This is a genomic window from Brucella sp. JSBI001, from assembly GCF_026014005.1.
Taxonomy (GTDB): Bacteria; Pseudomonadota; Alphaproteobacteria; order Rhizobiales; family Rhizobiaceae; genus Brucella; species Brucella anthropi.
This window is the reverse complement of the sequence record NZ_CP110339.1, coordinates 4,032,682-4,051,524: the sequence shown is the minus strand read 5'-3', so window position 1 is coordinate 4,051,524 and position 18,843 is coordinate 4,032,682. Positions and strand designations below refer to the sequence as shown.

The window sequence follows — 18,843 nt, the reverse complement described above, 5'->3', positions numbered from 1 at the left end:
CGGTACGTCAATAAAAGCCGCGCCGGAAATGGTTCCGGCGCGGTCTTTCAAGCTTCAAAAGCGATTATTTCCAGGCCGGGATGCCGGTGCCCTTGTAGGCACGGTCGATTTCGGCCTTCACGGCGTCGTTCTGGAACGAAGCCACGAGGTTTTTCACCCATTCGGCGTTTTCATCTTCGGTGCGGACCGCGATGAAGTTGTTGTACGGGTTGTTTTCCTTCGATTCCCAGCCGATTGCCTCTTCCTTCTTGAGGCCTGCCTTTGCTGCCCAATCGTTGTTCACGATGGCTGCATCGAGGTCATCGATGGAACGGCCGACAACACCGGCGTCGAGTTCCTTGATCTCAAGCTTCTTCGGATTTTCGACGATGTCGATCGGCGTGGCCAGAATGCCTGCATCCGGCTTCAGCTTGATGAGGCCTTTTTCTTCGAGAACGCGAAGGGCGCGGCCTTCGTTCGACGGATCGTTCGGCACGCCGACGACCGCGCCTTCCTTCAGCTCGTCAAGGCTCTTGTGCTTGCGCGAATAGATGCCGATCGGCCAGACGGCGGTGTAGCCGGCGACGCTGATCTTGTAGCCGTGCTGCTTGACCTGCTCATCGAGATAAGGCTTGTGCTGGAAGGCGTTGGCGTCGATTTCCTTGCGTTCCAGAGCTTCATTCGGCTGGTTGTAATCGTTGAAGGTCACGCGCTCGATGTTGAGGCCGTGCTTCTTGCCTTCTTCGGCAACGACTTTCCAGACGTCTTCGTCTTCACCGCCCATGATGCCGACCTTGATGGTCTTGTCTTCTGCGTGGCTCGGTGCCGACGCGAAGCCGACAGTCAGTGCGGCTGCGGTGAAGAGAAGGGCTTTCAGACCGGCGCGACGGGTCAGCGTGTAGCGGGAAAGGACTGACGACATTTTGTTTTCCTTGTTTAAAAACTTTGGAGAGCCGGTCCCGGAAAGCGATCTTTTGAGATGATCTTTCTCCCCCTGCCCACCTTGTTGCCGATAATTCCCTTTTGTCAGGCAATAAACAAGGAAAATTATTTCAGAATTTGCCGAAGTCATGATGCCGAAATTGCGTTCACGAGACGGTGAGCGGATTGTCATTTCCGCTGACCGGGCACTCGGAAATCTGGTTCTAGCGGTTATCGGCGATAATCATCTGTGCGGCCTTCTCGGCGATCATGAGAGTCGGCGAGTTGGTGTTGCCGGAAGTGATGGTCGGCATGACCGAGGCGTCGGCAACGCGCAGGCCCGCAATGCCGTTGAAGCGCAGGCGCGGATCGACGATTGCTTCCGCATCCTGCCCCATGCGGCAGGTGCCGACCGGATGGAAAATCGTGGTGCCGATATCGCCCGCCGCCTTTTCCAGCTGCTCCTGCGTTTCGTAAGCAGGGCCGGGCTTGAATTCCTCCGGGCGGAACTTCTGCAATGGAGCCTGTGCCACGATATGGCGCGTGATGCGGATGGCGTCGGCGGCAACGCGGCGGTCGCTTTCGGTGGCGAGATAATTCGGCCTGATCGCCGGTTGTGAACGATGATCCGGTGACTTGATGTGGATCGAGCCGCGGCTATCAGGGCGCAGATTGCACACGCTTGCCGTGAAGGCAGGGAAGGGGTGCACCGCCTCGCCGAATTTTTCCAGACTGAGCGGCTGCACGTGATATTGCAGATTGGCGGTCTCGTAGGACGGGTCGGAGCGGGTGAAGACGCCGAGCTGGCTTGGAGCCATCGACATAGGCCCCGAACGGCGCAGCAGATATTCCAGCCCGATCATTGCCTTGCCGACAAGCTTGCTCGCCTTTTCGTTGAGCGTCGGAATACCGGTGACCTTATATGCGCAGCGCAATTGCAGGTGATCCTGCAGGTTTTCGCCGAGTTGCTTGCGCTCCAGCTTGATCGGGATACCCGCTTGCTGCAGCACGTCGCCGCGCCCGATGCCCGACAATTCGAGAATTTGCGGCGAGCCGACCGCACCGGCAGCAAGAATGACCTCACGCTTTGCCTTCACCGTGCGGGTGGTACCGTTCTGGTCGAAGGTGACGCCGGTGGCACGCAACTCCTCGATCTCGATGCGGCGCACATGCGCGCCGGTTTCGACGGTGAGGTTCTTGCGATCCAATGCCGGGCGCAGAAAGGCCTTGGCCGTGTTCCAGCGAATGCCGCGCTTCTGGTTGACCTTGAAATAGGACACGCCTTCATTGTCGCCGCGATTGAAATCGTCGGTGGCGGGGATGCCCGCCGAGACGGCTGCATCGCGGAAGGCATCCAGAATATCCCAGTGCAGGCGAGCGCTCTCGACGCGCCATTCGCCGCCCGAACCATGCAGATCGCTGGCGCCTGCAAAATAATCTTCTGATTTCTTGAAGAGTGGCAGGATATCGTCCCAGCCCCAGCCTTCGCATCCGGCCTGACGCCACAGATCGTAGTCGCGGGCCTGACCGCGCATATAGATCATGCCGTTGATGGAGGAGCAGCCGCCCAATACCTTGCCGCGCGGATAGCCGAGCGAACGACCGTTCAGCCCCGGTTCGGCCTCCGTGGTAAAGCACCAGTCGGTGCGCGGATTGCCGATGCAATAGAGATAGCCGACCGGGATGTGGATCCAGGCGTAATTGTCCTTTCCGCCTGCCTCCAGCAGCAGCACGGAGCGGTTCTGGTCTGCGGAAAGCCGGTTCGCGAGGGCGCAACCTGCCGTGCCCGCGCCAACCACGATGTAATCGTAGGTGTCGGTCATGATCTCATATCCAGTAAAAGGCGGAGCCGCTATCGAACGAGCGTGCGGCTCCCGAAATGTTGGTTAGCCGAAGAGTTTCTTTCCAATTCGCGATGCATAGAACTCGCCTACGATTCCCTTACGGAAGAGGAGGACGCATGCCATGAAGATGACGCCCGTCACGATCGTTACCGGGAAGTCGGATGTTGCGAGATAGTTCTGCAGCGCAACGACGAAGGCAGCGCCGACGATGGGGCCTATGAGTGTTCCGATACCGCCCAGAAGCGTCATGAGGATCACTTCGCCCGACATCTGCCAGCCGACATCGGTCAGCGTTGCAAACTGGAAGACAAGCGCCTTCAGGCCGCCTGCAAGACCCGCGAGTGCTGCCGACATGACGAAGGCTGCAAGCTTGTAGCGGTTGACGGAATAGCCGAGCGAAACCGCGCGGTTCTCGTTTTCGCGTACCGACTTCAGGATCATGCCGAAGGGCGAATTGATGATGCGCCAGATGACGAAGACGCCAAGAACGAACACGGCCAGCACGAAATAATACATGTTCATCGGCTGGTTGAGGTCGATGATGCCGAAGAGATATCCACGCGGCACACCCTGCAATCCGTCTTCGCCATGGGTGAAGGTGGCTTGCAGGCAGAAGAAGAAGAACATCTGCGCCAATGCCAGCGTAATCATCGTCGAATAGATGCCCTGGCGGCGAATGGCGAGATAACCGATCACGAGGCCAAGGGCGGCTGCGGCGAGAACGCCGAGTACGAGACCGAGTTCCGGCGTAACGCCCCAGACTTTCACCGTATGGGCCGTGATATAGGCCGCGCCGCCGAAGAAGGCTGCATGGCCGAAGGACAGAATGCCGGTATAGCCCAACAGAAGGTTGAAGGCAGAGGCGAACAGCGCAAAGCACAGCATCTTCATCAGGAAGATGGGGTAGACCATGAAGGGCGCTGCCAGTAGTCCCACAAGGGCAATGCCGAGGACGATGACCGAGAGGCTGTTGACGGCAGGCGCCTTGCTTTCGCGCGGGGCTGCGGTGGCCCTGAGAGCGGTCTTGAGAGCAGTATCAGCCATATCAGGCCTCCTTCCCGAACAGTCCGGCGGGTCGAACCAGAAGGACGATAGCCATGATGACGAAGATGACGATGCTGGAAGCCTCGGGGTAGAAGACCTTGGTGAGGCCTTCCGCCAGTCCCAGCACATAACCGGTGATGATGGCGCCAAGGATCGAGCCCATGCCGCCGACGACCACCACGGCAAAGACCACGATGATGATGTTGGACCCCATCAGCGGGCTGACCTGATAGATCGGCGCGGCCATGATGCCCGCAACACCGGCAAGCGCTGCACCCAGCGCATAGGTGAAGGTGAGCAGCAGCGGCACATTGATGCCGAAGGCCTTGACCAAAGTGGGGTTTTCCGTCGCGGCACGCAGATAGGCGCCAAGCTTGGTCTTTTCGATCAGGAGCCAGGTGCCGAGGCAGACGAAAAGCGAGGCGACGACCACCCAGGCGCGATAGTTCGGCAGGAACATGAAGCCGAGATTGTGCCCGCCCGCAAGCGAGGGCGGCACGGCATAGGGCTGACCGGCAGCGCCATAATAATAGCGGAACGTGCCTTCGATCACGAGGGCAAGGCCGAAGGTGAAGAGCAGGCCATAGAGCGGATCGAGATTGTAGAGCCGCGACAGGGCCACGCGCTCGATGATCGCGCCACCGAGGCCGACGATAAGCGGGGCGAGGATCAGCGCTGGCCAGTAGCCGATGCCAAGCCAGCTCAACAGCAGATAGCCGACAAAGGCACCCAGCATATATTGCGCGCCATGGGCGAAATTAATGATGCGCAGAAGCCCGAAGATGATGGCAAGGCCGAGACTTAGCATGGCATAGAAGGAGCCGTTGATGAGGCCGACCAGCAGCTGCCCGAGAAGTGCCTGCAAAGGTATTCCAAAAATCATTGTCATCGTGTCATACCCCCAGCGCTTCGTTGAGCGCCGCCATGCGGGCGGGCAGTTCGGCGGTGGGGAAGTTTTCCGTCACCACGCCATGATCCATGAGATAAAAGCGGTCGGCGACCTTGGCGGCGAAGCGGAAATTCTGCTCGACCAGCAACACCGTCATGCCACGTTTTTTCAACTCCACCAGCACATCGCCGATGCGCTGCACGATAACGGGCGCAAGACCTTCGGTCGGCTCGTCGAGCAGCAGCACCTTGACCCCGGTGCGCAGGATGCGCGCAATTGCCAGCATCTGCTGTTCGCCACCCGAAAGCTTGGTGCCGGGGCTGTTGCGGCGCTCATGCAGATTGGGAAAGAGTTCGTAGATTTCGTCAAGCGACATCGTGCCCTGACTGCCTTTGGCGACGACAGGCGGCAAAAGCAGGTTTTCATGCACGCTCAAGGTGGCAAAGATGCCGCGCTCTTCGGGCACAAAACCGAGACCGGCATGGGCGATGCGATGCAGCGGCACGCGCATGATGTCCTTGCCGTCGAGCGTGATGGTGCCGGTGCGCTTGCGGATGATGCCCATGATGGCACGCAGCGTCGTCGTCTTGCCGACGCCGTTGCGGCCAAGAAGCGTTATGGTTTCGCCGGGCCAGATATCGAGGTCGACGCCGTGCAGGGCATGGCTTTCGCCATACCAGGCATTGAGCCCGCGCACGGATAATAGCGGTTGGCCTCTATTCATGTTCGGTTCCCATATAGGCGGTGCGCACGCGCTCGTCCTTGGAGACGGTGGCATAATCGCCGGAGGCGAGAATTTCGCCGCGCTGCAGCACCGTGACGTGGTGGGCAATGTCGGCCACCACCTTGAGATTGTGTTCGACCATCAAGACCGCGCGATCCTTCGCCACATCGGCAATGAGGGCGGCAATGGTATGGACATCTTCATGGCCCATGCCCGCCATCGGCTCATCGAGCAGCAGAACCTTCGGATCGAGCGCCAGCGTGGTGGCGATTTCGAGCGCGCGCTTGCGGCCATAGGACAGATCGGCGGCCAGCGCATGACGGGCATCGGCAAGGCCGACCCGCTCCAGAAGCTCGATGGCCTGCGCGTCGAGCCGGTCGAGTGCTGACAGCGAGCGCCAGAACTGTGTGGCAAGCCCATTGGGACGCTGCAATGCGACCTTTACATTTTCCAGCACGGTCAGGTGCGGAAAGGTGGCCGAAATCTGGAACGAGCGCACCAAACCCATGCGGGCCACCTTGGCCGGATCGGTCTTGGTGATGGTTTCGCCCAGAAGTGTGATCTCGCCACTCGATGGCTGCAAGAACTTGGTCAGGAGGTTGAAAACAGTGGTCTTGCCTGCACCGTTGGGGCCGATCAACGCGTGAACACGAGCATGTTCCACATCGAGGTCGACATTCTTGACTGCATGAAAGCCGCCAAAAGACTTGCCCAGTCCGCGTGCCGACAGAACGGTCTTGCCGGATGAGCCGCCATCGTTCGGCCCTGCTTCATGCAGGGCCGTCATATTGCCAGTTGCTGCGTTCATTCAACCAGCCTCTTTTTACTGCGTTACCAGCGGGCAGCCGCTTTCTTCCGGCTTCATGTAGGCCTGATCGCCGGGAATGGTTGCAAGAACCTTATAGTAATCCCAAGGCGCCTTGCTTTCATCAGGCTTCTTCACTTCCATCAGATACATGTCGTAGATCATGCGTCCGTTGGCACCGACCTTGCCGTGACGGGCAAAGACGTCCTCGACCGGCATTTCATGAAGCTTCTTGGCAACGGCCTCGGTTTCGTCGGTCCCGGCTTCCTTGATCGCCTTCAGATATTGGGTGACAGCGGAATAGGTGCCTGCCTGAATCATGTTCGGCATACGGCCCGTGCGCTCGAAGAATCGCTTGCCGAATTCGCGCGATTCATCGTCGCGATCCCAGTAGAAACCTTCGGTCAGCGTCAGGCCTTGAGCGGCTTCGAGGCCGAGACCGTGCACTTCCGACAGGGTAAAGAGCAGGGCCGCGAGGCGCTGGCCACCGGCGACGATGCCGAATTCAGCCGCCTGCTTGATGGCGTTGGACGTGTCGAGACCTGCATTGGCAAGGCCGACCACCTTGGCGCCGGAGGCCTGTGCCTGCAGCAGGAAGGAGGAATAATCGGTGGTTGCCAGCGGGTGGCGCACGGAACCCAGAACCTTGCCGCCCTTGGATTCGACGAATTTGCTTGTCTGCTCTTCCAGCGAATAGCCGAAAGCATAGTCGGCAGTGAGGAAGTACCAGGTATCGCCGCCCTGCTGCACAAGCGAGCCGCCGGTGCCGACTGCAAGCGCATGGGTGTCATAGGCCCAATGGAAGCCATAAGGCGTGCACTGCTTGCCGGTCAGTTCCGACGTGGCCGCACCTGTGTTGATGGTGATCTTCTTCTTGTCCTTGGACAGGGCCTGTACGGCGAGGCCGACCGACGAGGTTGTCAGTTCCATGATGGAATCGACCTGCTCGGTGTCGTACCACTGGCGCGCGATGTTCGAGGCGACGTCCGGCTTGTTCTGGTGGTCCGCCGTGATGATCTCAATCGGCGCATCGAGCACTTTGCCCCCGAAATCTTCAGCCGCCATCTTGGCAGCCTCGAACGACCATTTGCCGCCGAAGTCGGCATAAACGCCGGATTGATCGTTCAGAATGCCGATCTTGACCTTGCCGTCGGAAATTTCCGCTGCCGACGAGATAGCCGTGGCGGCGAAAAGCGCTGCCGTTGCAAGTGCGAGACATTTCATGAAGTGCTCCTCCCAATAACACCAAAACCGCCACGGAAAACCCGCACGGCATTCTTCAGAGCGCCATGCATCCTTACGGACGTACAAACGACGCTCTAAACTATTGAATCTACGCATTGTGCTTTCTGAAAATCGATTCCGATTTTCCGGCCAATGCTGTAGTGAAGCAGTCTTTCGAGATCAGGAAACGGCTTTTCCTCTGTGCCGTTAGCCCTCTGCTTCCGCCCGATTTGTTCCTCCGCCCCGGGCGTTTCTTTCTTTGTTGCAGCTCCTGACGCAAACCTGTCTAGCATTTTCGATGGAGCTACTTTTTGAAACGGTAGCATTGACAAATGCGTACACGAACAACAATTTTTGAACACCGTCTGTTCGAAAACGTACAGACAGAGAGGCAGGAGCCACCGCAACTGTTTGGGAGGGGTGCATGCGGCAGTTCACATGGGACGATCTGCAATATTTTCTGGCGGTTGCGCGCACCGGCCAGCTCTCCACGGCGGCGCGGCAATTGCGCACCAGCCATGTCACTGTTCTGCGCCGGATCGACCGGCTGGAACAGGCCCTTGCGACCAAGCTTTTCGAGCGCAATCCGCGCGGTTATCTGCTGACGCCCATCGGTGAACGGCTGGTGAACTCTGCCGAGGTCATGGAGCGCGAGGCGATGAAATTCCAGACCGAGGCTACCGGCAATCTGGCGGCGCTGTCAGGTGTCGTGCGTCTCTCGACGCTGGAAGGTTTCGGCAATTTCTTTCTTGCCGACCGTCTGCCTGTGCTGGCGCAATCCTATCCGAGCCTGTTCGTGGAAGTGGTGACGATCCAGCAGATCATGTCGCTGTCGCGCCGCGAGGCGGAATTGTCGATCACGCTGCATATGCCGCGCACCGGTCCCTATCACAGCGAGAAGCTGACGCCCTATCGGCTCTTCATCTATGGTCATCGCGATTATCTGGAGCGGCATCCGCCGATCAGGACACGCGAGGACATGGCCCGGCATCCGTTCATTGGTTACATCGACGACATGGTGTTCACGCCCGGCCTGGATTACATGCGCGAAATCCTGCCAGGGCAGCGCTGCACCTATCAAAGTTCCAGTATTCATGCGCAACTGATCGCCACGCAGATTGGCTATGGCTTGTGCGTGCTGCCTTATTTCATCGCCAGCCGGCATCAGGAACTGGTTCCGGTTCTGCCGCGCGAGATGCATCTGGTGCGTGAATATTGGATGAGCTGTCACATCGATGTGGTGGCTGCACCGCGAATCCGGGTGCTGAGCGATTTCATGATCCGCGCTGTGCGCGAATCTTCAGCAATCTTCCTCGGGGAACCCCTGCTGAGGGCATGATATTGTCGTTCGTTACTGATCAGATAGTGCCGCCGCCAATGGCGAAAATGCAAGTAATGACGAGTGCGGTAAAGCCGAACCCGATAATGAATAGATTAAGCGTCTTCATGTCCCCTCCTTTTCAACCCGGAGGCGTTATGTTCGACTTATGGTAGAATGTCTACCTTAAATTGTAGTAGTCCAAACTAAAGTTGTATAACTGAATTTCAGACGGTTTCGCGCTCGATATCCCGGCGAAGCACGATTGCGGTAGTGAGATCCTCTACAGTTTCATGAGTGGCGATGAGATCACGCAGGCTGTTGAGGCGGTCTATGGTGGGGACTTCAACCTCGACGATCAAATCGAGCTGGCCACTCACCGACGATACCCGGCGCACCTCGGCGTGGCGCGCCAGCTCATCGAGGAGACCGAGTGCCGGTGTACGCTTGAGGCTGACCAGAATCATGGCGCGGATGACGTTCCTGTCGATCTGGCCGATGTCTGCCCTGTAACCGCGAATGACGCCATTTTTCTCAAGATTGGCGACACGCTCTCCGGTTGCACTGCGCGAAAGACCGATGCGTCCCGCCAGGGTTTTCAGCGGAATGCGCGCTTCCTTGGAGAGAATGGCCAATATCTCGCGATCCTTCGCATCCAGTTCCCGCATGGTCGGTTCTTTCGTACTATCGTAAATGTGCCGGTCCATTCCGGCAAAGTGCCGGTCTGACCGACGCCTTGTCTGATGCCTGAAAATCGCGGACATGCCAAGCTCATCCTGTTACTTCCCATTCATATTCAACCCGTGAAGTGCCTCCCATGACCGATATTTCGTATCCCGCCCCCGATTTTTCTCCGCAAGAGGCTGAAGTGCTGGCCCAGCTTCATTTCGGGGTGACGGCGAGTGCCTCGCCGCTCGACAGCGAGCGTGATCGCAATTTCCGGCTGAAGACGGGCAATGGATCGGGAGACTGGATTCTGAAAGTCGTGAATGCCAGTGAACCGCGCGTTGAAAGCGAATTCCAGACAGCGCTCCTGCAGCATCTGGCCAAGGCTGATCCGGCGCTCGCCGTACCGCGCCTGAAAGCGAGCCTGTCGGGGGAGGTACTGGCCTCTATCGAAAAGGAAAAGGGCAAGCCCCATGCGCTGCGGGTGGCAAGCTGGCTGCCGGGCACGCCGTTGGCCGAGGTCAAGCGCACCAAGGCGCTGATGCACAATCTGGGCGGTGCGCTGGGGCAGCTGGACCGCGCCTTGCAGGGCTTCATCCATCCGGGTGCCTTGCGCGATTTTGACTGGGATGTGCGCCACGCCGGACGGGCGCGTGACCGTCTGCATTTCATCGACAAGCCGGAAGACCGCGCTGTCGTCGAGCGCTTCCTTGTCCGTTTCGAGCGCGATATCGCGCCGAAGCTGCCGCTCCAGCGTGCACAGGTGATCCATAGCGATGCCAATGACTGGAATGTGCTGGTTGATCCGCAGGATAATGAACGTATTGCCGGGCTGATCGATTTTGGCGATGCGGTTCACACTGTTCTGGTTGCCGAAGTGGCGATTGCCGCTGCCTATTCCATTCTGGATATGGACGACCCGATTGGTGCAGCCGCAGCCCTCGCTGCCGGGTTCCATGCGAGATATCCGCTTTTGCCGCAGGAAATCGATCTCATATTCGATCTGATTGCGATGCGTCTCGTCACCAGCGTCACGCTGTCGGCTTCGCGCCGCGAAAAGACCGGTGACAATCCTTATCTTGCGATCAGCGAAGCACCTGCATGGCGGCTTCTGCACAAGCTTGATGCCATGAACCCGCGCTTCGCCACCGCCATCCTGCGCAAGGCATGCGGTTTCGATGCTGTAGACGGTGCTGGTGCGGTGCGTGAATGGATCAATGCCAACCGAAAGAACCTCGCCCCCATCGTTCGCCCGCATCCGGCGACGATGACCAAGGCGCTGGTGCCCTATGGCGACCCGGCTCATGTGATGACGGTCGATTCTGCCGGGCAGCGCCCAAAGGAAGCCACCGCCTGGTGGGATGATTTCTGCGCCCGCAACCATGTGCAGCTCGGCATCGGTCCATGGGGCGAAAAGCGTACTGTCTATACCGATGAGGCGTTTCGTTCACGCTTTGTCGAAGGCGAGCGGCGTGTCCACCATCTGGGCCTTGACCTGTTCATGCCTGCAGGCACGCCCGTCTACACGCCGCTTGCAGCTACTGTGAAAAGCGTCGAGATCGAGACCGCGCCACTTGGCTATGGCGGCCTGATTGCGCTGGAACATCAGCCGGAAGGCTGCCCGCCTTTCATCACGCTGTGGGGCCATATGGCGCATGAGGCTGTGTCCCGCCTGAAGCCGGGGCAGAAACTGGCCGCCGGTGATCTCGTCGGCCAGATGGGCGACATGCACGAGAATGGTGGCTGGACGCCGCATCTCCATTTCCAGATTTCGACGGATACCGGCCTCACGGCAGCGGAAATTCTGGGCGTCGGCGAACATGCCTATCTTGATGTCTGGGCCGATATCTTCCCGGATGCCGCAGTCCTTGCCGATATTCCGGCGGAAGCCTTCCACCAGACCGGTCGCACGCGCACCGAGATCGTCAGCGCCCGCAAGGATATTCTGCTGCCGAACCTCTCCATCTCCTACTCCGAGCCGATCAAGTTCGTGCGCGGTGAAGGCGCATGGCTGATCGATAATCGGGGCCGCGCCTATCTCGATTGCTTCAACAATGTCTGCCATCTCGGCCACGCTCATCCGCAGGTGGTGGAGGCGATTGCCAGACAGGCCGCGATCCTCAACACCAATACGCGCTATCTGCACGACAACATCGTTTCCTATGCGGAGCGCCTGACGGCGACTTTGCCCGAAGGTTTGACGGTGGCCTCGTTTGCCTGCTCGGGCAGTGAGGCGAACAGTCTGGCGCTGCGTATGGCACGTGCGCATTCGGGCCAGCGCGATGCGCTGGTGCTCGACTGGGCCTATCACGGTACAACGCAGGAGCTGATCGATCTCAGTCCCTATAAATACAAGCGCAAGGGCGGCAAAGGACGTCCGGATCACGTGTTTGAGGCCGTCATCCCCGACAGCTACCGCGCGCCGGAAAATTGGCCGCTGGCAGAACATGGCAAGCGCTTTGCTGAAAGTATTGCCGAGCAGATCGAGGCCATCAAAAGCCTTGGACGCGGCCCGGCTTATTTCATTGCCGAGTCGATCCCGAGCGTCGCCGGTCAGGTCTTCCTGCCGGAAGGCTATCTGCAGGAAGTCTACAAGATGGTGCGGGCGGCTGGTGGTGTCTGCATCGCGGATGAGGTGCAGGTTGGCTTCGGCCGTGTCGGCAGCCACTGGTGGGCGTTTGAAATGCAGGATGTGGTGCCGGATATCGTCACCATGGGCAAGCCTATCGGCAACGGCCATCCGATGTCGGCAGTGGTAACGACCCGTGAAATAGCCAGCAGTTTCAACAATGGCATGGAATATTTCAACACGTTTGGCGGCAATCCGGTTTCCTGCGCGGCAGGTCTGGCAGTGCTGGATGTCATTGAGCGCAACGATCTGCGCCGCAACGCGCTTGATATCGGCAACTATCTCATCGACGGGTTCCGCTCGATGCAGAAGCGCTTCGATATCATCGGTGATGTGCGCGGGCAGGGGCTGTTCCTCGGTATCGAACTGGTCACGGATCACAAGACCAAGGAACCGGCAACGGCTCTGGCCAAGAAGATCAATGATGGCGCGCGCGAACGCGGCATTCTGATGGGGACTGAAGGTCCGTTCGACAATGTCCTGAAAATGCGCCCGCCGATGATCTTCACGCGTGCCAATGCCGATCATCTGCTGAGCGTTCTGGAGGACAGCTTCGCGGCTGCACTGAAGTAGTTCGTAGTCGGATAACTGAACAAACAACAAGCCCGGCGGCGTGCTGCCGGGCAATGGATCGGCTTTTTCGAAATTCTGGGCCGAAACTCTGGGAGGAGGAACAATGAAAAAAATAGTTTTGGGTTCGTTGTTGGCGGCGGGCTTTGCCATGTCCGCTCAAACTGGGGCGCAGGCGGATACGCTTTCGACCGTGAAGGAGCGCGGCAAGATCAATTGCGGCGTCAGTCAGGGCGTTGCAGGCTTTTCGTCGCCAGACGATCAGGGCAAATGGACCGGCTTCGATATTGATTTCTGTCGTGCGGTATCGGCGGCAGTCTTTGGCGATCCTGACAAGGTGAGTTTCATTCCGCTTTCGACCAAGGAACGTTTCACGGCGTTGCAATCCGGCACGGTCGACCTGCTTTCGCGCCAGACCACCTGGACGCTTTCGCGTGATGCGGGCATGGGCATCCATTTCGTCGGCACCGCCTATTATGACGGTCAAGGTTTCATGATCCGTAAGGATCTGGGTATCGATAGCGCCTTGAAGCTCGACGGCGCTTCGGTCTGCACCGAGCAGGGCACGACTACCGAACAGAACGCCGCTGATTTTTTCAGCGCCAACAGTATCAAGTATGAACCGGTGGTGATCGATTCTGCCGATGGCATCCTGAAGGCATTTGAAACGGGTCGCTGTGATGTTTACACGACCGACGCGTCCGCACTTTATGCGCAACGTCTGAAGCTTGCCGAACCTGATGCTTTCACCGTTCTGCCGGAAGTGATTTCCAAGGAGCCGCTTGGACCTGCCGTCCGCCAGGGCGACGATAAATGGTTCAACATCGTTCGCTGGACGCTGTTTGCAATGCTTGAGGCCGAGGAACTGGGCATTACGCAAGCCTCAGCTGATGCGGATCTGAACTCCAAGAAGCCGGACGTGCGCCGTTTCCTCGGATCGGAAGGCGATAGCGGCCAACAGCTCGGCCTTGAGCCGAAATGGGCCTATAATGTCGTCTCCAAGATCGGCAATTATGGCGAAATGTTTGAACGCACCATCGGCAAGGGCAGCCTGCTCAAGATCGACCGCGGCATCAATGCGCTGTGGAACAAGGGCGGGCTTATGTATGCGCCGCCTGTAAAATAACCGGTTTACAGCTCTTCGAGCAGGTCGCCGGAGGCTTCGATATCACGCAGGCGCTTTCGTCCGGAAGCGCCTGCTTTTTCAATGGCCCGCGTGGTCAATAAATGGCAGAGCGCCATGACCGCAACGTGATTGAACAACGGGCCGGGCGCCAGTGTCTGGCAATGAAAATGCCATTGCGCGGAAGCCCGGAACGGCGCGCCTTCATCGGTGATGTAGAGAAGTTTCGCACCACGCTTTTCGATGGCGGCAAGGATGTCGTCCATTTTTGCAATACGGCGGCGAAGCGCGAAGACGATGACCATATCGTCGGGGCTGATGCTGGCAATATATTCGCCAAGTGTCTGGCCCGGTCCGGGAACCGCAACGATATTGTCCACCACCTGTATCATCTGCCATTGCAGATAGGCCGCAAAAGGCTGGCTGCTGCGAAAGCCGAATACCCATGTCTTGCGTGCGCCGAGCATTGCTTCCACAACGGCATCGATCTGTGTTTCGCGTATTGAAAGAAAGGTCTTTTCCAGATTGGCGATGCCCTGACCGACATGCGACGACAGGGACTGGCCGCTCTCCGCATCGGTGGCACTCGACAGAAACAGACGCGATCCCGTCTGTTTTTCCTCACGGGCATGGCGTCGGGATTCTTCATAGGTGTCATAACCGAGGCGCTGTACGAAACGCGTCACGGTCGCGTTGGAAACATGGGCGAGAGCTGCCAGTTCCGACGCCGAATAGCTCGCCAGTTCCCCTGGAAAATCACATACGAATTCACCCAGCCTTTTTTCGGCTGGCGGCAGTTCGTCCATCACGTCTCTTACGCGGGTCAGAAAGGACTTTTCGGTGGGTTTCATGTGCCGCCTGATGAAATCATATTTTCAGATTGCCTAACTATTAGCAGCTTTTGACTATTTTGCATCTTTTTCGCCTAAGCTTTGAGCAGATTATCTATCTGAAAATAAACGATAAAAAATTGCTTGTAAAAATTGATTTTCTGATGTTTGATTATGAAAAAATAATTTCATACGGCTAATATCATGGGAGTTGGACCGTTATGGCAGGGGAACAAATGATACAATCCGGTGCGACGTCACCGGCCATCAAGCAGATGGAAAATGCATTGGGAAATATCGGCGTGACAACTGCGCACAAGCAGATTCTCGCGCTGATCCTGATCGGCTGTCTCTTTGACAGTTTCGAGCAGAACACGATTGGCCTCGTCGGGCCGATCCTTCGCGAACAATGGGGTCTGTCGGGCGCCGATATCGGCTTCCTCAATACCATCACTTTCGCAAGCGCGGCCATTGGCCGTCTCTTGTCCGGCATTCTTGGCGACCGGTACGGCCGCCGTGTCATGCTGACGATCAATCTTCTTCTCTTCACCGTCGGTTCCGCACTTTGTGCGCTCGCACCGAGCTTCGGCTGGCTCTGTCTCGCACGCGCCATTGTCGGCTTTGGTGTCGGCGGCGAAATTTCGACTGCCGTTACGATGCTTGCCGAATTCTGTTCGCCGAAGTTCCGTGGAACTGCAGCCGGTCTCGTCAATGTCGGCGCAGGCGGTTTCGGCAACTTCCTCGCCCCGGCTTTCGGCCTGCTGGTTTTCACGCTCTTTCCGGGCGACGACAACTGGCGCTGGCTCTTCGCCGTTCTGGCGATCCCCGCTTTCCTCGTTGTTTTCTTTCGCCGTTACGTGCCGGAAACACCGCGTTTTCTGGCCTCGCAAGGCAAGATCGACGAAGCAAACAAGGTACTTTCCATTCTGGCGTCCGGATCACTCCGACCCAAGAACCTGAAAGTCACTGAATATCTGTCGAAGTCGGAAGACAGTGACACCAAGCCTGTCAAGGGCAATTGGAGGGAACTGTTCCAGGCGCCTTATCTTGGCCGCACCGTCCCTGTGGCGATCGCGATCCTGATGAGCTACGGCGCACAGCTTTCCGTCCTGACGCTGATGCCAATGATTTTCGTTTCGATGGGCTACACGCTTTCGGGCAGCCTTCTTTACAGCATGATCATCCAGAGCGGCAGCGTGCTCGGTGCCATTGCAGCATCGGCATTCGGCTATTACTTTCCGCGCAAGAAAGTTCTCAGCCTGGGTGCGGTCTGTGCCTGTGCCGCAGCGCTTTCGATCATCTATCTGGGCACGAACATCTATCTGGTGCTGTTCTTCGGAGCGCTGTTCCAGTTCTTCGTCCTGTTGCTCAACACGTCGATCTGGATTTACGCGCCGGAACTCTATCCAACCCGTATCCGCGGCTTCGGTGTGGCACTCATCCTCGCGAGCGGTTCGGCTGCCGGATCCTTCGTACCAACGATTGCGGGTGCCTTGTTCGACACATACGGAATGCTCGGTGTCTTCGGCCTTGCCGCATCGATGTATGCCATCTTCGCATTCTGCATCCAGCTTGGGCCGGAAACCTATGGTCGGTCCATGGAAGACCTGACGCAGCCGGCGGAAGCCGACGAGCCGACGGTCGATTTCACAAAAACTGCTAAAGAACAGGCCTGAACATGACTGCATCATCCCCCTATGTCCTGCTGATCAATCCAAACAGCTCAGAGGCAACGAGCGGGATGATGCTCGATATTGCCAGGCGGAAGGCGAACGGGCGGCTTCGGATCGAAGCCGCCACTGCGACACGCAGCCCTTCGATGATCGTCAATGACGAGCAGTTGCACGCTTCAGCGGCGCAGGTCATAGAAATCGGCAGGGGGCAGAATTCAAACTGCATCGGGGTCATTGTCAGCGCTTATGGCGATCCCGGTGTCGTGCATTTGCAGGAAAGCCTGGCCGTACCGGTTCTCGGCATTTGTGAGGCCTCGATGGTCGAGGCAACACGGAATGGACGACGGTTCGGCATTGCGACGGTAACGCCGGATCTTGCCGATGCAATAGCGGCGCGGGCGGAAAGCCTAGGCCTGTCGCATCTTTATACGGGTATTCGCTGCACGCCCGGAGACCCTGAGAAACTGGCGCGCGATGGCGCGCGTCTGCGTACAGAACTGGAAGCGGCGGTGCGGTTTTGCATCATGGATGGAGCCGAAGCGGTCATCATCGGCGGTGGGCCGCTCGGGGAAGCTGCGGAACAACTGCGTGGCGGCTTCGATATTCCGATTGTCGCGCCGATCTCGTCAGCGGTGGAGCTGATGATCGAGGCGCTCGACAAACAGCAGATCTGTGGAGAAGCGCAGGCCTGATCTTGGGATTGCCGGGACACTCGTTCCGGCGACCGAAAGGCATTTTATCGGTGCGGTACACCCCCTTGCACCGGATCATAGATACGCCGGGGGGCGTTGTGATTGAAAATGTCTTTTTGCACGCTTCCTTCTTGGCCGAGAAGAAAGCGTGCTTTTTTATTGGCGTCCGTCTATCGCTGCTTGGCCAGACCCTGCTCGCGCATCTGACTGAGGCTCATCTTCGGTGAAAGCGCTTCCGGATCGATGCGGATTTCGATGAGGCCCGGCTTGCCGGACTTTTCGCAAGCCTCGAAGGCCGGTGCAAAATCAGCCGTCTTTTCCACCACTTCGCCATGCAGGCCATAGGCGCGGGCAAGCGCTGCGAAGTCAGGATTGGCGAGGCCGGTGCCTGAAACGCGGCCCGGATAGGTGCGCTCCTGATGCATGCGGATGGTGCCGTACATGCCGTTATTGACGACGATGAAGATGGCATTGGCGCCATATTGCGCCGCCGTTGCCAGTTCCTGTCCGTTCATGAGGAAGCAGCCGTCACCTGCAAAGGCAACAACCGTGCGTTCCGGCGCGGTGAGCTTGGCCGCGACCGCAGCCGGTACGCCATAGCCCATCGAGCCGTTGGTGGGAGCCAGCTGGCTGCGATAGGTACGGTACTGGTAGAAGCGATGCGGCCAGGCGGAATAGTTGCCTGCGCCATTGGTGATGATGGCGTCGGCTGGCAGATGCGCGCGCAACCACTCCATCACTTCGCCCATCTGCACATCACCGGGGATGACCGGCGATTTGATGTTGTCGCGGTAATCGGCATTGGCGCTGTCGGTCCATGATTTCCAGCGCGGATCAGCAACCGGCGCAAGCTTTGCTGCTGCCGCACAGAAGGCAGGCATGGAAGCATTGACCGGAACGTCTGCATGATAGACGCGGCCCAGTTCCTCCGCCCCCGGATGGATATGGACGAGCTTCTGTTGTGGCACCGGAATGGAGACGAGTTCGTAGCCCTGTGTCGTCATTTCGCCGAGGCGGGCACCGATTACGATCAGCAGATCGGCATCGCGCACGCGCTGCGCCAGCTTGGGGCTGATCGAGGTTCCCATTTCGCCTGCATAGAGCGGGTGAGTGTTGTCGAACATGTCCTGGCAGCGGAAGGATGCCGCGACGGGCAGGTGCATGTTCTCGGCAAATTTCCGCAGATCGCTGATGGCTCTCGCATTCCAGCCGCCACCGCCGACGATCACCAGAGGCCGTTCGGCCTTTGCAAGAAGCGCTTGCATGTCCTGCAACTGGTCGGCACCTGGATGCATCTGAACCTGTTTAAAGGCTGGTGCGTCGCTGACGGCGGCATAGGATGTCAGCATGTCTTCCGGCAGGGCGATCACGACCGGGCCGGGGCGACCGTTGACGGCGCGGTGGAAGGCTTGGCTGACCAGTTCCGGAATGCGGGCGGCATCGTCGATCTGGACGACCCATTTGGCCATCTGGCCGAACATGCGGCGATAATCGATTTCCTGAAATGCCTCGCGCTCGACCTGATCGCTGGCGACCTGACCGATGAAGAGCAGCATCGGTGTCGAATCCTGAAAAGCTGTATGCACACCGACAGAGGCGTTTGTTGCGCCGGGACCGCGTGTGACGAAGCAGATGCCCGGCTTGCCGGTCAGCTTGCCATAGGCTTCCGCCATATAGGCCGCGCCGCCTTCCTGCCGGCAGACGATCAGGTCAATCGTGTCGCTGGAATCATGAAAGGCGTCAAGCGCGGCGAGATAGCTCTCGCCGGGGACGCAGAAGACCCGGTCGGTGCCGTGGATGCGCAGCGCATCCACCAAAATCTGGCCTCCGGTACGGGCATTGGGTTTGCTCGTCATTGTATGCATTTCCTCAATCTCACCATGTCTCGCTCGCCATTCCGGCGCGCCTTGCA

General features: G+C 58.4%; 15 protein-coding genes. 5 read left to right on the top strand and 10 right to left on the bottom strand.

What is annotated here, in order from left to right; all coding sequences use genetic code 11:
- Positions 1–64: 64 nt before the first annotated feature.
- From LJ361_RS19285 to LJ361_RS19255, 7 genes are all read right to left on the bottom strand, one after another.
- Complete coding sequence (locus tag LJ361_RS19285) at positions 65–901, bottom strand: MetQ/NlpA family ABC transporter substrate-binding protein (RefSeq protein ID WP_010659463.1); 837 nt, start codon at positions 899–901, stop codon at positions 65–67.
- Between the two features lie 223 nt (positions 902–1,124).
- The gene (locus tag LJ361_RS19280) at positions 1,125–2,723 is read right to left on the bottom strand and encodes a GMC family oxidoreductase (protein ID WP_036585590.1); all 1,599 of its coding nucleotides are present in this window, start codon (positions 2,721–2,723) and stop codon (positions 1,125–1,127) included.
- Positions 2,724–2,786: 63 nt separating this feature from the next.
- The gene (locus tag LJ361_RS19275; RefSeq protein ID WP_010659465.1) at positions 2,787–3,788 is read right to left on the bottom strand and encodes a branched-chain amino acid ABC transporter permease; all 1,002 of its coding nucleotides are present in this window, start codon (positions 3,786–3,788) and stop codon (positions 2,787–2,789) included.
- Between the two features lies 1 nt (position 3,789).
- Positions 3,790–4,677, bottom strand: coding sequence for a branched-chain amino acid ABC transporter permease (locus tag LJ361_RS19270; RefSeq protein WP_010659466.1), 888 nt, complete (start codon positions 4,675–4,677; stop codon positions 3,790–3,792).
- Between the two features lie 4 nt (positions 4,678–4,681).
- Complete coding sequence (locus LJ361_RS19265; protein WP_010659467.1) at positions 4,682–5,401, bottom strand: ABC transporter ATP-binding protein; 720 nt, start codon at positions 5,399–5,401, stop codon at positions 4,682–4,684.
- Positions 5,394–6,209, bottom strand: coding sequence for an ABC transporter ATP-binding protein (locus LJ361_RS19260; protein ID WP_010659468.1), 816 nt, complete (start codon positions 6,207–6,209; stop codon positions 5,394–5,396). Before LJ361_RS19260 ends, LJ361_RS19265 begins: the two co-directional genes overlap by 8 nt.
- 15 nt (positions 6,210–6,224) lie before the next feature.
- Positions 6,225–7,430, bottom strand: a complete 1,206-nt coding sequence (locus LJ361_RS19255; protein WP_010659469.1) for an ABC transporter substrate-binding protein — start codon at positions 7,428–7,430, stop codon at positions 6,225–6,227.
- Between the two features lie 424 nt (positions 7,431–7,854).
- Here LJ361_RS19255 and LJ361_RS19250 point away from each other — a divergent pair, with 424 nt between their 5' ends.
- Complete coding sequence (locus tag LJ361_RS19250; RefSeq protein WP_010659471.1) at positions 7,855–8,769, top strand: LysR family transcriptional regulator; 915 nt, start codon at positions 7,855–7,857, stop codon at positions 8,767–8,769.
- Positions 8,770–8,975: 206 nt separating this feature from the next.
- On the opposite strand, the gene LJ361_RS19245 is transcribed toward LJ361_RS19250, so the two are convergent.
- Positions 8,976–9,416: an Lrp/AsnC family transcriptional regulator gene (locus LJ361_RS19245; RefSeq protein WP_010659472.1), complete on the bottom strand. Its 441-nt coding sequence runs from the start codon at positions 9,414–9,416 to the stop codon at positions 8,976–8,978.
- 149 nt (positions 9,417–9,565) lie between these two features.
- Here LJ361_RS19245 and LJ361_RS19240 point away from each other — a divergent pair, with 149 nt between their 5' ends.
- Both LJ361_RS19240 and LJ361_RS19235 read left to right on the top strand, forming a co-directional pair.
- Positions 9,566–12,616, top strand: a complete 3,051-nt coding sequence (locus LJ361_RS19240; protein ID WP_010659473.1) for an aminotransferase class III-fold pyridoxal phosphate-dependent enzyme — start codon at positions 9,566–9,568, stop codon at positions 12,614–12,616.
- Positions 12,617–12,719: 103 nt separating this feature from the next.
- Entirely contained in the window at positions 12,720–13,739 is a 1,020-nt protein-coding gene (locus tag LJ361_RS19235; protein WP_010659474.1) for an amino acid ABC transporter substrate-binding protein, read from the top strand.
- A gap of 5 nt (positions 13,740–13,744) precedes the next feature.
- On the opposite strand, the gene LJ361_RS19230 is transcribed toward LJ361_RS19235, so the two are convergent.
- The gene (locus LJ361_RS19230; RefSeq protein WP_010659475.1) at positions 13,745–14,587 is read right to left on the bottom strand and encodes a MurR/RpiR family transcriptional regulator; all 843 of its coding nucleotides are present in this window, start codon (positions 14,585–14,587) and stop codon (positions 13,745–13,747) included.
- A gap of 200 nt (positions 14,588–14,787) precedes the next feature.
- Between LJ361_RS19230 and LJ361_RS19225 the strand changes: the two genes are divergently transcribed.
- Positions 14,788–16,242, top strand: a complete 1,455-nt coding sequence (locus LJ361_RS19225; protein WP_010659476.1) for an MFS transporter — start codon at positions 14,788–14,790, stop codon at positions 16,240–16,242.
- Between the two features lie 2 nt (positions 16,243–16,244).
- Positions 16,245–16,931 (top strand): aspartate/glutamate racemase family protein, encoded by a 687-nt coding sequence (locus LJ361_RS19220; protein ID WP_010659477.1) that lies wholly within the window; start codon positions 16,245–16,247, stop codon positions 16,929–16,931.
- 170 nt (positions 16,932–17,101) lie between these two features.
- Here LJ361_RS19220 and LJ361_RS19215 read toward each other — a convergent pair whose 3' ends face one another.
- Positions 17,102–18,787: a thiamine pyrophosphate-binding protein gene (locus tag LJ361_RS19215; protein WP_010659478.1), complete on the bottom strand. Its 1,686-nt coding sequence runs from the start codon at positions 18,785–18,787 to the stop codon at positions 17,102–17,104.
- Positions 18,788–18,843 lie beyond the last annotated feature (56 nt).

Excerpts from the sequence above, each read along its gene's own strand:
- LJ361_RS19220 (WP_010659477.1), top strand. The coding sequence starts at position 16,245 with ATGACTGCATCATCCCCCTATGTCCTGCTGATCAATCCAAACAGCTCA.
- LJ361_RS19280 (WP_036585590.1), bottom strand. The coding sequence starts at position 2,723 with ATGACCGACACCTACGATTACATCGTGGTTGGCGCGGGCACGGCAGGT.
- LJ361_RS19245 (WP_010659472.1), bottom strand. The coding sequence starts at position 9,416 with ATGCGGGAACTGGATGCGAAGGATCGCGAGATATTGGCCATTCTCTCC.
- LJ361_RS19285 (WP_010659463.1), bottom strand. The coding sequence starts at position 901 with ATGTCGTCAGTCCTTTCCCGCTACACGCTGACCCGTCGCGCCGGTCTG.
- LJ361_RS19275 (WP_010659465.1), bottom strand. The coding sequence starts at position 3,788 with ATGGCTGATACTGCTCTCAAGACCGCTCTCAGGGCCACCGCAGCCCCG.
- LJ361_RS19255 (WP_010659469.1), bottom strand. The coding sequence starts at position 7,430 with ATGAAATGTCTCGCACTTGCAACGGCAGCGCTTTTCGCCGCCACGGCT.
- LJ361_RS19270 (WP_010659466.1), bottom strand. The coding sequence starts at position 4,677 with ATGACAATGATTTTTGGAATACCTTTGCAGGCACTTCTCGGGCAGCTG.
- LJ361_RS19215 (WP_010659478.1), bottom strand. The coding sequence starts at position 18,787 with ATGACGAGCAAACCCAATGCCCGTACCGGAGGCCAGATTTTGGTGGAT.
- LJ361_RS19230 (WP_010659475.1), bottom strand. The coding sequence starts at position 14,587 with ATGAAACCCACCGAAAAGTCCTTTCTGACCCGCGTAAGAGACGTGATG.
- LJ361_RS19250 (WP_010659471.1), top strand. The coding sequence starts at position 7,855 with ATGCGGCAGTTCACATGGGACGATCTGCAATATTTTCTGGCGGTTGCG.
- LJ361_RS19265 (WP_010659467.1), bottom strand. The coding sequence starts at position 5,401 with ATGAATAGAGGCCAACCGCTATTATCCGTGCGCGGGCTCAATGCCTGG.
- LJ361_RS19225 (WP_010659476.1), top strand. The coding sequence starts at position 14,788 with ATGGCAGGGGAACAAATGATACAATCCGGTGCGACGTCACCGGCCATC.
- LJ361_RS19260 (WP_010659468.1), bottom strand. The coding sequence starts at position 6,209 with ATGAACGCAGCAACTGGCAATATGACGGCCCTGCATGAAGCAGGGCCG.
- LJ361_RS19240 (WP_010659473.1), top strand. The coding sequence starts at position 9,566 with ATGACCGATATTTCGTATCCCGCCCCCGATTTTTCTCCGCAAGAGGCT.
- LJ361_RS19235 (WP_010659474.1), top strand. The coding sequence starts at position 12,720 with ATGAAAAAAATAGTTTTGGGTTCGTTGTTGGCGGCGGGCTTTGCCATG.